We start from the raw sequence: 14362 nt of genomic DNA on the forward strand, positions 1-14362 counted from the left end.
GTCATCCTTCTCAATCGAGGACGATGCGCGCGGCGGTCGCGACCCGGCGCCAGCGCTCGACCTCGGCACGCTGGAAGGCGGCGTATTCGGCGGCGCTGTTGCCCACCACCGAATAGCCCGCCGCTTCCAGCGCGGTGGCGACGGTGGGATCGCGCAGCGCCGCCACCGTCTCGGCATGCAGCCGCGCCTGCACTGGCGCCGCCAGGCCGCGCGGCGCCATCATCGCCTGCCAGGAACTGACGACGAAATCCGAGAGTCCGGCCTCGGCTGCGGTCGGCACATTCGGCAGCATCGGGATGCGGCGCTCCGCGGTGACCAGGATGGCGCGCAGCTTCCCGTCGCGCACCGCCTCGATGATGCTGCCGAGGCCCTGGAAGGAGACCTGCACCCGTCCCGCGAGCTGGTCGAGCACCGCGGCCGCGCCGCCGCGGGAAGGCACATGCGTCGCCTCCGTCCCGGTGAGCTGGTTGAACAGCTCCATGGTCAGATGCGGGGAGGAGCCGATGCCGCTGGTGGCATGGAAGACCTCGCCAGGCTTCGACTTCATCCAGGCGATCAGGCCCGGCAGGTCGTTGACCGGCGCCACCTCCGGATTGACCACCAGCACGTTCGGCGTGGTGACGGCCAGCGTCACCGGCGTGAAATCGGTGACCGGGTCGTAGCCGGGGTTGCGATAGAGCACGGCGTTCAGGGCGAAGACGCCGATCGAGCCGACCATCACCGTGTGGCCGTCCGGCGCGCTGCGCGCCAGCATGCGCGCCGCCGCCTGGCCATTCGCGGCCGGGCGGTTGTCGACCACGACCGACTGGCCGATCGCCTGCGCCATGCGCGTGCCGATGGCACGCGCGGTGATGTCGGAGGCACCGCCGGGCGCGAAGGGCACCAGGAAGGTGACGGGCTTGCTTGGCCAGGCGGGCTGCGCCGCGGCGCGTCCGGCGGCGAGGCCAGCGGCGCCGAGCGCCAGGCCGAGCGCCGCGCGTCTGTCGATCCGGATCATTGCTTTCCTCCACGCCGCAGCCGGTCGCCCGGGGCCGCTCTTCGTGGCGGAGCAATAAATCAGGCTTCCACGTGGTGCAATACACTTCCAAAATACGGAAACGCACCCTAGGCTGCCCACGTGAGAAAGCCGCGCCCTGTCCAGCCCGATCAAAGCCTTGATTCCGCTAGCGATTCCGGCGGGTCGGAGGGCAATGTCCGCGCCGTCGACCGCGCACTGGTGATCTTAAATGCTTTCCGAGAGGAGGATGGCGCGCTGCCGCTGGTGGAGGTCGCGCGCCGCGCCGGGCTGCACCTGACGACCGCCCTCCGGCTGCTCGGCACCTTGGAGAGCCATGGCTTCGTGCAGCGGCTGGCCGTGGGCGGCTATCGGCTGGGCCCGACCCTGCTGCTGCTCGGCGACCGTTTCCGCCGCTCGCTCCGGCTCGAGGATCATGTGATGCCGGCCTTGGAGCGGCTCCGCGCCGAAAGCCGGGAGAGCGCCACCTTCTTCGTGCGGGAGGGCGATCACCGGCGCTGCGTCTTCCGCCTCGATTCCCCGCAGCTCGTCCGCGACCACGCCCATGTGGGGGAGGTGCAGCCGCTCGGCATCGGCGCGCATGGGCGGTCCCTGATCGCGCTCGATGCGCCGGCCGGGCAGCGCCCGCGCCTGCCGATCGTCACCCGCGGCGAGCGGCTGCGCGAGATCGCGGCGATCGCGGCGCCCGTGCTGGATGCGGCTGGCGGCGTCGCCGGCTCGGTCGGTATCTCGGTGCCGCTCTATCGCTTCGACGCGGCGGCGGAAGCGCTCTGCGTGCCGCTGGTGATGCGCGAGGCGGTGGCGATCACCCGCGCCCTCGGCGGCGATCCCGCGGCGATCCTCAATTGATCGCGTGATTCAACGATAGGAGGAGATCCCGATGGCCCGCATCACCCTCACGCCCGAAGCCGAGCGCACGCCGGAGGAGCAGGCGGTCTGCGCCGAGGCGGTCGCCGGCCTGCGCGGCCGCGTGCCGGCGCCGATGATCGCCTGGCTGCGCAACCCGGAGCTGGCGCGACGTGGCCAGCGGCTCGGCGAGCTGCTGCGCTACCAGACCTCGCTGGAGCCGCGCCTCAGCGAGCTCGCGATCCTGGTGACCGCGCGATTCTGGGACTCGCACTACGAATGGACCGCACATAAGCGGGAAGGGCTGAAGGCGGGCATGGACCCGGCGGTGATCGAGGCCATCGCCGCGCGGCGGGAGCCGGTGCTGCGCGATGAGGCGGAGCGCGCGATCCTCGCGGTGGCGACCAGCCTGTTGCAGACGCGGCGGGTGCCGGAGGCGCTCTACCGGCGCGGCGTCGCGGCGCTGGGCGAGCGGGGCATGGTCGAGCTGGTCGGCCTGCTCGGCTATTACAGCTTCGTCGCCATGACCCTGAACACCTTCGAGCTCGGCCTGCCCGACGCCTTCGCGCCGGAGCTCGGCGTCGATTGATGCTGGCGGACCGGTCGTTTGACCGGTCGAGGCCGCGAATGCGGCCCGCGCGTAGTCGCGCGTCACGCCGAAGGCGTGCCTTCGCCACGACGCGTCTGAGGGGGTCTTGATCGGCTTTCGATCAAGGCCGCTGGGGAAAAGCCTCAGGCGACGAGGCTGGCAGGGGCCGCCTTGCCGGAGACCTGCAACCCACTCTGCAGGTGCCGCTCCACCAGGTAGAGCGGCCTGCCCTTGGTCTCGTTGAAGATGCGCCCGAGATATTCGCCGATGATGCCGAGCGTCATGAGCTGCACCCCGCCCAGGAACAGCACCACGGCCATCAGGCTCGGATAGCCGGGGACGGGGTTGCCGAAGATCAGCGTCCTGACCACGATCAGCCCGCCATAGAGCGTCGCGAAGACCGCCACCAGCAGGCCGAGATAGGTCGCGACCTTCAGCGGCACGACGGTGAAGCTCGTGATGCCTTCGAGCGAGAGGTTCCAGAGCTTCCAGTAATTCCATTTGCTGGTGCCGGCGGCGCGCGGGTCGCGGTCGTAGAGCACCGGCTTGGTCGGGAAGCCGATCCAGGCAAAGAGGCCCTTCATGAAACGGTGCCGCTCGCGGAGCTGCAGCAGGGCGTCACAGGCGCGGCGGCTCATCAGCCGGAAGTCGCCGGTATCCTGCGGCAGCCGCACCGAGCCGCCGATGCGCTGCATGACCCGGTAGAAGGCATGCGCGGTCGCCCGCTTCAGCCAGCTCTCGCCCTGGCGCTCGCGCCGCTGCGCATAGACGACGTCGAAGCCCTCCTGCCAGCCCGCGACCAGCGCCGGGATCAGCTCGGGCGGGTCCTGCAGATCGGCATCGATGACGATCACCGCATCGCCCCGCGCATGGTCGAGGCCGGCGGTCATCGCGATCTCCTTCCCGAAATTGCGGGAGAGGTTGAGCACCGCGGCACGGGGATCCCGCTCATGCAGGGCGGTCAGGATCGGCAGCGTCCGGTCGCGGGAGCCGTCATTCACATAGATCGCTTCCCAGCGCATGCCGAGCTGCGCCATGACCGATGCGAGGCGGGCGTGGAACTGCTCGATCACCTCCTCCTCGTTATAGGCGGGGATGATGATGGAGAGCGTCATCTGGCTGCCGGCATCGGACCCGGCGGGAAAGGGCGTCTGATCCATCATGATCTCGCCGGCGCGCCGGCTCTCCCTTCAACGCGGCTCAAGGGCGGCACCGCCATGCCGAGCCTGGCGCGGGCGCGGACGAGCAGGGCGAAGAGCAGCAGGCCGCCGAACATCAGGTGCGACACGCCGATCGCGTTGTAGGCCGCCATCAGCGTGGGATTGGGGATCTCAAGGAGCAGCACCGTCGGCGTGATCAGGAAGATCGCGACCCAGGCCATGCGCTGGCCGGCGGCCGTGCCGCGGAGCAGGGAATGGGGACCGAGCAGGAAGGCGATCGGCATCAGCAGCCAGGCATAGTAGTGGGACCAGGAGAGCGGGCTGCCGATCACTGCCAGGCAGATGACGAGCAGGTATTCGATGTCGGTCCGCTCCTGCGCCGCAGCACTGCCCTCGCGGGGCGGCTCGGGCGCGCGCCGGGCGCAGGCGATGAGGGCCGCGAGATAGAGCAACCCGGTCAGGACGGACCCGGCCAGGCGCTGCGTGGAGGCGATCTCGCGGGCATCCCAGTCGCGCAGGACGGAGGGGCCTTCGACCACCCGGATCAGCAGCGCGGGGATCGACTGCACGTTGAACGCGCCGAGCGGATTGCTGGCGAATTGCCGGACGCAGCGCTCATACCACAGGAGATGCAGATCGAGGCCGAAGACCGCGAGCGACAGCAGCCCGGCGCTGCCGCAGACCGCCGCGAAGCCGAAGGCGGCGCGCCAGTTGCGGCGCAGCACGAAGGCGACGCCGAAGAGCAGCAGCGGCAGCTTGATGACGGCCATGGCCCCGAGCAGCAGCCCGGCCGCGACATGGCGGCCGGCGCGCAGCAGCAGCAGGCCACCGGCCAGACCCGCCAGCACCATGTGGCTCGTGTTCGCTTCCTTCACGCTGTAGTGCAGCGGGCCGCTGACCGCGAAGAGGAAGAGCAGCAGCCAGCGGTCGCGCCCTTCCAGGCCCGCGAGGCGGGAGAGCAGGTGCCAGGCCAGCGCGACCGGAATGAGCCCGAGCAGGGAGAAGACGAAGGCGGATTCGCGCGCCGGCAGCAGCGCGAAGGGGGCGAAGAGATAGGCGACGATCGGCAGGTTGACCCAGCCATGCACGCCCTGGTCGAACAGTGCCCCGAAAGCCTCCGGCCCGCGCAGGGCCGCGACGCCGCCGAGGTAATAGGCATCGCGGAAATCGCCGAAGCGCGCCTGTGGCTCGGAGGTCGCGAAGATGAAGAGGGCGGTGGCGCCTGACAGTGCGAGCACGCCCAGGGCCTCGGCACGCGGCGGCCAGCCGGCGCGGGCGATCGCCAGCACGGCAGCGATGCCCGCAGCAACCGCGCCGATGTCGACCAGCAGAGAGAGCAGGGTCGTCATGGTGCTCGACATCCCGGTCCGGGTCGGCCGACCGCGTGTCGGCATATGTTGGGGTTCTTAATCGATTCCACTGGACATTAAAAGCGAATTGTCGTTTTTTTAGATCATGCGCCCGTCAACCCAAAGCTGCATCCAAAAGAATCAAAGGGTTACCGGGCAGATGGTCTCAAGCTTATAGGGTCAGGGGATCTACCGACGTTCTGTCGGCTCCTGGATAGGCAGTCCAATGTCGCACAGTGAGGCTCGGATAATCGTGGATGAGGTCGCGCAGCGGCGCCTTCCGGCCGACCATCCGGTGCGGCACCCATCGCAGTCCAGGGCGGCGCTTCGCATCGCCTGGGCTGTCCTTCGGCTGCCAGCCTTCCTCATTCTCCTGTTCCTCTGCAAGGACTGGATTCTTGCAACCCTCATCGACCCCGCGCGCATCACGCTGCTGGTCATCGGCATCGCCGGCACCCCGCTCGCGCGGGTCGGCGTCTTCGGCGCCACGCTCCTGGTCCTGGCGTTGATCTGGTTGGGCGCGCGGCGGCTCGGGCCGGTCTGGGGCTATGGCGTGATGATGCTGCTCGCCGTGGCGCTCGCGGTGACCGTCTTCCGGCTGACCCGCACCCCGCTCTGGCTCGCCGCGCCGGCGATCCTCCTGCTGGCAACGAACCTGCTGCCGGATGCGATCCACGACCGCATCCTGCGGCGGCCCCGGCCGCAGCGCGGCGCCATGGCGATGGCCGTCGGCGTGGCGGAGTTGTTCTTCCTGCGCCGCTATCTGGCTTGGGGCTTCGGCATCCGTGTCGCCGCTGCCGGGCCGGCGCTGCTGCTGGCTTCCGGTGCCGCCGCGCTCGGCATCGGCGGCACCGCCTTGACGCCGATCGAGCAGGCGCTCCGCATGCCACCCTCCGCGCGTGTCCTGGCGCTCGGCGACTTCAACTGGATCGAGCTGGATCGCAGTGGCCAGCACCTCTTCGTCACCGGGCACGGCCTGCCGCAACTCCTGCGTGTCGCGGTCGGCAACCGGGCGGAGCCGAGCCTCGCCTCCAGCGCTCCGACCGGCGGCGCCCAGGCCTTTGCCTATGATGCGGCCGCGCGCGAGATCTATGTGTTCAACGAGGGCACGCGCACGCTGCTCACGCTCGATGCCGAGACGCTGGAGCTGAAGCGTTCTCTGCCGCTGCCGGACCTCTCGCCGGGCGACCCCTGGATCGCGGTCGATCCCGGGACCGACACGCTGGTGATTGTCTCCGAGGCGGATGACGAGGTCGGCACGCCCTTCATGGTGCTCGACCGCACGACCGGGGAGGTGCGCGACCGGCGCGACCTCGATGCCGGCAACCTGCTGCTGCGCCCCGATGCGTCGCGGCTCTATCTCAGCTTCTTCCGGCGCCGCGGCATGCTGATGGCCTATGACCTGCGCACGCGTTCGATCGTCGCGGAGATGCCGGCGCCGCCGCGCGTCGACCGCATGGCCTATCTGCCGGCCTCCGACGAGATCCTGCTGGCCAATCCGGTCGCATCCAGGATCGAGCGCTTCGACGCGGCGACCTTGGCGCCGCGGGGCCATATCGAGGCGATCTTCGGCGTCCGGGTGATGGCGCTCGACGAGCAGCGCGGCATCCTGTTCTGCGCCAGCCTGGCGACAGGCGAGGTGGCCGCGATCGACCTCGCGACCGGGCGCCGCATGGGGCGCTTCTATCTCGGACCATGGCTCAGGACGATCCAGGTCGATCCGGCGCGTGCCACCGTCTACGCGTCATCCAGGGGAGGGCTGTATGAGCTCGGATATGGCCAGCTCCGCTGACGTGGATCGCGCAGGGCGCGTCATGGACCTGCCGCAGGGGACGGCACCCGCCGTCGCCAAGGCGCGCGACCTGCCGATCGCCGGCGTGCATGTCGGCGCGCTCGACGGCATCCGCGGCCTCGCGATCCTGCTCGTTCTCATCTACCATTTCGGGCGCAGCGCCAATTCCTTCGGCTTCGCGCACCCGCTGCTGGCGGCGAGCGAGATCGGCTGGCTGGGGGTCGACCTCTTCTTCGTGCTGTCGGGCTTCCTCATCACCGGCATCCTCTACGACAGCCAGCGCAGGCCAGGGTATTTCCGCAACTTCTACGCCCGCCGGGCGCTGCGCATCTTCCCGCTCTATTACGGCGCGCTGCTGATCGTGGTCCTGCTGAGCCTCGCCTGGCCCGGCGCCGGCGTCTGGGGCACCCACAGCCCGGCCTGGCTCGCTTTTTACCTCACGAACGTCCTGCTGGCGGTGGAAGGGCCCGAGAGCGCCGGTATCCTCGGCCATTATTGGTCGCTCGCGATCGAAGAGCATTTCTACCTGATGTGGCCGTTCCTGGTGCGCTGGGGCAGCCGGCGCCAGCTCATGGCGGCGGCGGCGGCGATCATCCTGGGCGCCTTGCTCCTGCGGGTGGCCATGGTCATCCAGGGCGTCGACCCGGAGGCCATCTATATCCTGACCCCGGGCCGCATGGATGCGCTCGCGACCGGCGCGCTCTGCAGCCTCGCCATCCGCGGGCAGGCCGGCGCCATGCCCTTCCGTACCCCGGCCTGGGCGGCGCTGCTGCTCTGCGGCGCCGGCGCCCTGGTGGTGATCATGGCGCAGCGCTCCCTCGGCAATTACGGCGCGCTGATGCAGACGATCGGCTACACCCTGCTGGCGGCCACCTTCGGCGGCGCCATTCTGGCCGGCATCACCACGCCCTGGCTGAAGACAGTGCTGGAGGCCGGCGTGCTGCGCTGGTTCGGGCGCTACAGCTACGGGCTCTATGTCTGGCACCCGATCGTCGCGGTCATCCTGTTCTACACGCCGCTCACCGCAGCGCTCGGCGTGCAGCCCGGCGCCGGCGACATCGGCGCCGCGGCGCTGGTGCTCTCCGGGATCGCCGGATCGATCCTCGTGGCCCTGATCAGCTTTCATTGCTGGGAGAAGCCGTTCCTCGGCTTGAAGAAGGCCTTCTCCTGATAGCAGCGGACCGGTCGCTTGACCGGTCCGAGGCCGCGAATGCGGCCCGCCGCGACTGCGGCGAAAGCCAAGGGGCGCGGATGCGCCCGCGTCACGCGAGCAGCGTGCTCTTCGCACGACGCGTCTGAGGGGCGAGGCTACTCAGCAGGCGCCATCAGCGGCGCCCGGCGGTCGCCGGCCAGGCGCTCGAAGGCGAGATAGACCACCGGGGTGGTGTAGAGCGTCAGCAACTGCGACAGGATCAGCCCGCCGATGATGGTGATCCCGAGCGGTTGGCGCAGCTCGGCGCCCGGGCCTGTCGCGACCCAGAGCGGGATGGCGCCGAACAGCGCCGCCAGGGTCGTCATCAGGATCGGCCGGAAGCGTTCCCGGCAGGCGAGCAGGATCGCCTCCATGCCGCCCTGGCCGCCGGCGCGTTCATGGGCGAGCGCGAAATCCACCATCATGATCGCGTTCTTCTTCACGATGCCCATCAGCAGGATCACGCCGATGAAGGCCATGAGGCTGAAGGGCGTCCCGGTCGCGAGCAGCGCCAGCAGCGCGCCGATGCCGGCCGTCGGCAGGGTGGAGAGGATGGTGAGCGGATGGATCATGCTCTCGTAGAGCACGCCGAGCACGATGTAGATGACGATCAGCGCCGCCAGGATCAGGATCGGCAGCCCACCGAGGAAGGCCTGGAAGGACCGGGCATTGCCGGCGAATTCGCCGCGCACCGTCGCCGGCATCTGGATCGCGAGCGCCGCGCGCTGGATCGCGGCCGATGCCTCGCCGAGCTGCACGCCCGGCGGCAGGTTGAAGCTGATGGTCGATGCCGGGAAGCTGCCCTGGTGCGTGACCGAGCGCGGCGCACTGGTGCGCTCCAGCCTGACCAGGGCACCGAGCGGCACCGGGCCGCCGGTGCCGGGCACAAAGAGGCGCATGAGCTGCTCGGGCGCTTCGGTCAGCCGCGGATCGATCTCCAGCACCACCCGGTACTGGTTGCGGGTGCGGTAGATCGTGGAGACCTGGCGCTGCGCGAAGGCATCGTTCAGCGCCGCGCCGATCGTCGAGACCTCGACGCCGAGACGGGATGCCGCGTCGCGGTCGATCACCAGGCGGCTGACGAGGCCGGTGCGCTGCTGGTCGGAGGAGACGTCCGTCACCTCCGGCACCGTGCGGAGCTGGCGCACCAGCGCCTCGCTCCAGGTCTCGAGCTCGTTGAGGTCGGGCGTCAGCAGCACGAACTGGTAGCTGGCGCTGGTCTGCCGGCCGCCGATGTTGAGGTCCGCCTGCACGCGCAGGAAGGTCTGCACCCCGGTCACCGCGGTCAGCGGCTGGCGCAGGCGGTTGACCACGTCGAAGCCGCTGACGCCCGGCCGCTCCGATTGCGGCTTGAGCGAGACCTGCAGCCGGATATTGCCGGAGGAGCCGAAGAAGCCGCCGCCGCCCACCGAGGCGGTGACGCCGGCGACCGCCGGATCGGCACGGATGATGTCCATCAGCCGCGCCTGATAGCCGACCATCGCCTGGAAGGAGGTGTCGGGCTGCGCCTGGGCTGCGCCGACGAGCAGGCCGGAATCCTGTTCCGGGAAAAAGGCCTTGGGCACCACGGTGTAGAGCCAGACGGTGACGCCGATGAGCGCCACCGTCAGCAGCAGCATGGTCCGCCGCCAGCGCAGCACGACGGTCAGGCTGCGCATGTAGCCCTCGATCACCGCGTCCATCACGCGCTCGAAGGTCCGGCCGAAGAGGCCAGGCGGACGCGGCGCGTCCCGGCCGAGATTGGCCGCGATCATCGGCGTGACGGTCAGCGAGATGACCGCGGAGATCGCGACGGCGATGGAGAGCGTCGCCGCGAACTCCATGAACAGGCGGCCGATGACGCCCCCCATGAACAGCAGCGGGATAAAAACCGCGATCAGCGACAGGCTCATGGAGATGACAGTGAAGCCGATCTCGCGCATTGCCTGGATGGCGGCGGGGATCGGGCGCATGCCGCGTTCAGTCAGCCGCGCCATGTTCTCGATCATCACGATGGCATCGTCCACCACGAAGCCGACCGAGATGGTGAGCGCCATCAGCGAGAGGTTGTCGAGCGAGAAGCCCGCCAGCCACATGATGCCGAGGGTGCCAAGGAGGGAGAGCGGCACCGCGATGCCGGCCGCGAAGACGGCGGAGGTGCGGCGCAGGAAGGCCGCCACCACCAGCACCACCAGCGCGATGCTGATGATGAGCGTGAGCTGGACCTCGTCGACGCTGGCGCGGATGGTCTGCGACCGGTCGCGCACCACGGTGATGTCGATGCCGCCCGGGATCCAGCGCCTCAGGTCCGGCAGCCGCGCCAGGATGCCGTCCACCACCTCCAGCACATTGGCATCGGCCTGCTTGAAGACGGTGAGGATGACCGCGGGTCGGTCGTTGAAGAGGCCGGACTGGCGGCGGTCGCGCGGTCCTTCCTCGACCCGCGCGACACCGTCGAGGCGCATCATGGCGCCATTGGACTGGCGGACGATGATGCCGGCGAATTCGGTGGCGGTGCTCATCGGCCGCCCGGTGCTGATCGCCGCCGCCTGGTCCGCCCCGTCGAGCAGCCCGACCGGCGCGGTGACGTTGGCGCGCGCGATGGCGATGCGGATGTCCTCGAACGAGACGCCGGCCGCGGTGGCGGCGGCGGGATCGACGGCGACGCGCACCGCCGGCTGCTCGGCGCCGGAGATGCTGACCTGCGCGGTGCCCTGCACCTGGGTCAGGCGCGGGGCGATGATGCTGTCGGCGACGTCGTACATCTGGCCCGGCGTCACGGTGTCTGAGGTCAGCGCCAGGATCAGCACCGGCGCATCGGCCGGGTTCAGCCGGCGGAAGGTGGGCGGGTTTGGCAGGCCGGAGGGCAGGTCGGGCTGCGCCGCATTGATCGCCGCCTGGACGTCCCGCGCCGCATCCTCGATCCGGCGGCCGAGGTCGAACTGGATGATGACGTTGGTGCTGCCGAGGCTGGAGGTCGAGGTCATCTCCGTGATGCCGGCGATCTCGCCGAGGCGGCGCTCCAGCGGTGCGGCGACGGAGGCCGCCATGATGATCGGGTCGGCGCCCGGCTGGCTCGCGGTGACGGCGATGGTCGGCAGGTCGACACGCGGCAGCGGCGCGACGGGCAGGTTGATATAGGCGACGAGACCCGCCAGCGCGATGCCGATCGCCAGCAGCGCGGTGCCGATCGGGCGGGTGACGAAGCTGCCCACGCTATTCGGCCGGCGCCGGCGGCGGGCCGCCATGCACCAGGGTCACGATGCGGGTGCGCACCCATTCCATCGCCAGATAGATGACCGGCGTGGTGTAGAGCGTGATCACCTGGCTCAGCAGCAGGCCGCCGATCACCGAGACGCCGAGGGGCAGGCGCAGCTCCGACCCCGCGCCCTGGCTCAGCACCAGCGGCACGGCGCCGAGGAGGGCCGCCATGGTCGTCATCATGATCGGGCGGAAGCGCAGCAGGCAGGCCTCCCGGATCGCACCGCGCGGATCGAGCCCGTGGTCGCGCTGCGCCTCCAGCGCGAAGTCGATCATCATGATCGCGTTCTTCTTCACGATGCCCATCAGCAGCACGATGCCGATCATGCCGACGACCGAGAGGTCGAGGCCGAAGAGCTCCAGCGCCAGCAGCGCGCCGATGCCGGCCGAGGGCAGGGTGGAGAGGATGGTGATCGGATGGATCACGCTCTCGTAGAGGACGCCGAGCACGATGTAGATGACGATGATCGCGGCCAGGATCAGCCAGCCCTGGCCAGCGAGGGAGCGGTTGAACTCGGCCGCGTCGCCGCCGAAGCTGCCGCTCATGGTGTCGGGCAGGCCGATGCCGGCTTCGGTGGCGCGGATGGCGCGCAGCGCCTCGTCCAGCGCGACGCCCTCCGGCAGGTTGAAGCTGAAGGTCACCGCCGGGAACTGGTTCTGCCGGGTCACGGTCAGCGGCCCCGGCGTGCGGGAGATGCTGGCGATCTCCGCGAGCGGCACCTGGTTGTTGCCGGTGCCGTCGGCGGCGGCGCTGCCGGGCACGCGCAGCGTCCCGATCACCGCCGGGTCCTGGGCCTGGGCGGGATCGACCTCCAGCACCACGCGGTACTGGTTGCTCTGGCCGTAGATGGTCGAGATCTGGCGCTGGCCGAAGGCATCGTAGAGCGTGTCGCTGATCGCCTGCATGGTGACGCCGAGCCGGGCCGCGCGGGCGCGGTCCACCTGCAGCGCGATGCGCAGGCCATCCTCGCGCTGGTCGGTCGCGACATCGCGAAGCTGAGGCAGGGCGCGGAGCGCCGCCAGCAGGCGCGGCGCCCAGGTAGCGAGCTCGGCACTGCTGCTGTCGACCACCGTGTACTGGTACTGCGTACTGGACGGACGGGTGCCGATCTGGATGTCCTGCACCGGCTGGAGATAGGCGGTGATGCCGGAGACCGCGGCCAGCCGGGCGTTCAGCCGCTCGGTGATGACCGTCATCGCCTCCCGGTCCTCGCGCGGGCGCAGCACGACGCTGATCCGGCCGCTGTTCTGCGCGGCATTGAGGGTGCCGGCGCCGGCGACGGCGGTGGTGGACTGCACGGCGGGGTCGGCCGCGATCGCGGCGGCCGCCGCCTGCTGGAGTGTGGCCATGCGGCGGAAGGAGACGTCCTGCGGCGCCTCCACCGTCACGGTGATCAGGCCGGTGTCCTGCAGCGGCAGGAAGCCCTTGGGCATCATGATATAGAGGTAGACGGTGCCGGCGACGGTCGCCGTCGCGACCAGCAACATCAGCGCTTCCCGCTTCAGCGCCCAATCCAGGGTCCGGGCATAGAAGCGCAGCATGGCGTCGAAGGCGCGCTCGAACAGGCGGGACAGGCGGCCGGGCCGATCCTCCTCATGCGGGCGCAGCAGCATCCCGCACATCATCGGCGTCAAGGTCAGCGAGACGACCATGGAGACCAGGACGGAGATGGTCAGCACCAGCGCGAATTCGCGGAACAGCCGCCCCACCACGCCTTCCATGAACAGCAGCGGGATGAAGACCGCGATCAGCGACAAGGTGAGGGAGACGATGGTGAAGCCGATCTGCTTCGCCCCCTCGAAGGCCGCCTGCAGCGGACGCATGCCCTTCTCGACCAGACGCACCACGTTCTCGATCATGACGATGGCGTCGTCCACGACGAAGCCGGTCGCGATGGTCAGCGCCATCAGCGACAGGTTGTCCATGGAGAAGCCGCAGAGCGCCATGACGCCGAAGGTGCCGATGATCGAGAGCGGCAGCGCGACGCCGGGGATGATGGTGGCACGCGCGGTGCGCAGGAACAGGTAGATCACCAGCACGACCAGCACGATCGCGAGGATCAGGGTGTACTGCACCTCATGCACCGAGGCGCGGATGGTCTCGGTGCGGTCGGAGACCACCGAGAGCTGCACGCCGGCGGGCAGGGCGCGCTCGAGGTCGCGGAGCTGGGTGCGGATCGCCTCGACGGTCTGCACGATATTGGCGCCGGGCTGGCGCTGCACGTCGAGCAGCACGGCGGGGCGGCCATTGTACCAGGCGGCGGTCAGCGTGTTCTCCAGGTCCTCGACCGCGGTGCCGACGTCGCGGAGCCTGACCGGGGCATTGTCGCGCCAAGCGATGACCAGGTCGGCGAAGCCGGCGGCCGTGGTGATCTGGTCGTTCGCCATCACGGCACTCGCCTGGGCGGGGCCGTCGAGCGAGCCCTTGGGGCCGGCCTGGTTGGAGGCGGCGATGACCGTCCGTACATCCTCGAGCCCGAGGCGATAGGCGGCGAGGCGGCGTGGGTCCATCTGCAGCCGCACGGCGGGCCGCATGTTGCCCTGCACGCCGACGCGCCCGACGCCGCCGACCTGCGCCAGCCGCTGCGCCAGAAGCGTGTCCACGGCGTCCGACAGCCGCGCGACCGGCAGGGTGTCGGAGGTCAGCGCCAGCGTCAGGATCGGCGGATCGGCCGGGTTCACCTTCTGATAGGTCGGCGGATAGGGCAGGGTCGATGGCAGCGTCCCGCGCGCCGCGTTGATCGCGGCCTGCACGTCCTGCGCCACGTCGTCGATGTCGCGGCCGAGCGCGAATTGCAGGGTGATGCTGCTGACCGACGGGCCGCTGACCGAGAGCATCTCGACGAGGCCCGGGATCTGCGCGAGCTGCCGCTCCAGCGAGGCGGTGACCAGCACCGCGACCGTGTCGGGCGAGGCGCCGGGGAGCTGCGTCGTCACCTGGATGGTCGGGAAATCGACTTCCGGCAGGGAGGAGACCGGCAGCCGCATATAGCCGTAGAGGCCGGAGAGCAGCACCGCGACCGCGAGCAGCGCGGTCGCGATCGGGCGCGCGATGAAGGGCGCGGAGATGCTCACCGGGTGGGCGCCGCCCCGGCCGGCGCCGCGGGGGCAGGGCTCGCGGGACCTTCCGGCGCGGCGGGGCCGGCGTCAGGCGCCGGCGTCCGTTCGCGCGGCTGTGC

Annotated in this window: 9 protein-coding genes; 4 read left to right on the top strand and 5 right to left on the bottom strand. The window is 70.0% G+C overall.

Annotation, left to right across the window (positions count from 1 at the left end; genetic code table 11):
* Positions 1-10 precede the first annotated feature (10 nt).
* Entirely contained in the window at positions 11-997 is a 987-nt protein-coding gene (locus GXW71_RS30305) for a Bug family tripartite tricarboxylate transporter substrate binding protein (RefSeq protein WP_246527032.1), read from the bottom strand.
* Between the two features lie 120 nt (positions 998-1117).
* Between GXW71_RS30305 and GXW71_RS35565 the strand changes: the two genes are divergently transcribed.
* Together GXW71_RS35565 and GXW71_RS30315 are read left to right on the top strand one after the other, a co-directional pair.
* Positions 1118-1864 carry an IclR family transcriptional regulator gene (locus tag GXW71_RS35565; protein WP_367617401.1) on the top strand — a complete coding sequence of 249 codons (747 nt, stop codon included), beginning with the start codon at positions 1118-1120 and terminating at the stop codon, positions 1862-1864.
* A 31-nt stretch (positions 1865-1895) separates the two neighbouring features.
* Positions 1896-2450: a carboxymuconolactone decarboxylase family protein gene (locus GXW71_RS30315; RefSeq protein ID WP_211856535.1), complete on the top strand. Its 555-nt coding sequence runs from the start codon at positions 1896-1898 to the stop codon at positions 2448-2450.
* Positions 2451-2593: 143 nt separating this feature from the next.
* Here the strand turns inward: GXW71_RS30315 and GXW71_RS30320 are convergent, their stop codons facing one another.
* Entirely contained in the window at positions 2594-3613 is a 1020-nt protein-coding gene (locus GXW71_RS30320; RefSeq protein WP_281417453.1) for a glycosyltransferase family 2 protein, read from the bottom strand.
* Entirely contained in the window at positions 3610-4959 is a 1350-nt protein-coding gene (locus GXW71_RS30325) for a glycosyltransferase family 87 protein (protein WP_211856537.1), read from the bottom strand. Before GXW71_RS30325 ends, GXW71_RS30320 begins: the two co-directional genes overlap by 4 nt.
* A gap of 253 nt (positions 4960-5212) precedes the next feature.
* On the opposite strand from GXW71_RS30325, the gene GXW71_RS30330 reads away from it, so the two are divergent.
* On the top strand, positions 5213-6751 hold the full coding sequence (locus GXW71_RS30330; RefSeq protein WP_211856544.1) for a YncE family protein: 1539 nt from the start codon (positions 5213-5215) through the stop codon (positions 6749-6751).
* Complete coding sequence (locus GXW71_RS30335) at positions 6735-7922, top strand: acyltransferase family protein (RefSeq protein ID WP_211856546.1); 1188 nt, start codon at positions 6735-6737, stop codon at positions 7920-7922. Before GXW71_RS30330 ends, GXW71_RS30335 begins: the two co-directional genes overlap by 17 nt.
* A gap of 137 nt (positions 7923-8059) precedes the next feature.
* Here GXW71_RS30335 and GXW71_RS30340 read toward each other — a convergent pair whose 3' ends face one another.
* The gene (locus GXW71_RS30340; RefSeq protein ID WP_211856548.1) at positions 8060-11170 is read right to left on the bottom strand and encodes an efflux RND transporter permease subunit; all 3111 of its coding nucleotides are present in this window, start codon (positions 11168-11170) and stop codon (positions 8060-8062) included.
* Positions 11139-14258 (bottom strand): efflux RND transporter permease subunit, encoded by a 3120-nt coding sequence (locus tag GXW71_RS30345; protein WP_211856550.1) that lies wholly within the window; start codon positions 14256-14258, stop codon positions 11139-11141. Before GXW71_RS30345 ends, GXW71_RS30340 begins: the two co-directional genes overlap by 32 nt.
* Positions 14259-14362: the final 104 nt, after the last annotated feature.

The organism is Plastoroseomonas hellenica (genome assembly GCF_018129085.1).
GTDB lineage: Bacteria > Pseudomonadota > Alphaproteobacteria > Acetobacterales > Acetobacteraceae > Plastoroseomonas > Plastoroseomonas hellenica.

Bases quoted from the DNA above. Each gene is read 5' to 3' on its own strand.
- GXW71_RS30305 (WP_246527032.1), bottom strand. From the start codon at position 997: ATGATCCGGATCGACAGACGCGCGGCGCTCGGCCTGGCGCTCGGCGCC.
- GXW71_RS30315 (WP_211856535.1), top strand. From the start codon at position 1,896: ATGGCCCGCATCACCCTCACGCCCGAAGCCGAGCGCACGCCGGAGGAG.
- GXW71_RS30320 (WP_281417453.1), bottom strand. From the start codon at position 3,613: ATGATGGATCAGACGCCCTTTCCCGCCGGGTCCGATGCCGGCAGCCAG.
- GXW71_RS30325 (WP_211856537.1), bottom strand. From the start codon at position 4,959: ATGACGACCCTGCTCTCTCTGCTGGTCGACATCGGCGCGGTTGCTGCG.
- GXW71_RS30335 (WP_211856546.1), top strand. From the start codon at position 6,735: ATGGCCAGCTCCGCTGACGTGGATCGCGCAGGGCGCGTCATGGACCTG.
- GXW71_RS30340 (WP_211856548.1), bottom strand. From the start codon at position 11,170: ATGGCGGCCCGCCGCCGGCGCCGGCCGAATAGCGTGGGCAGCTTCGTC.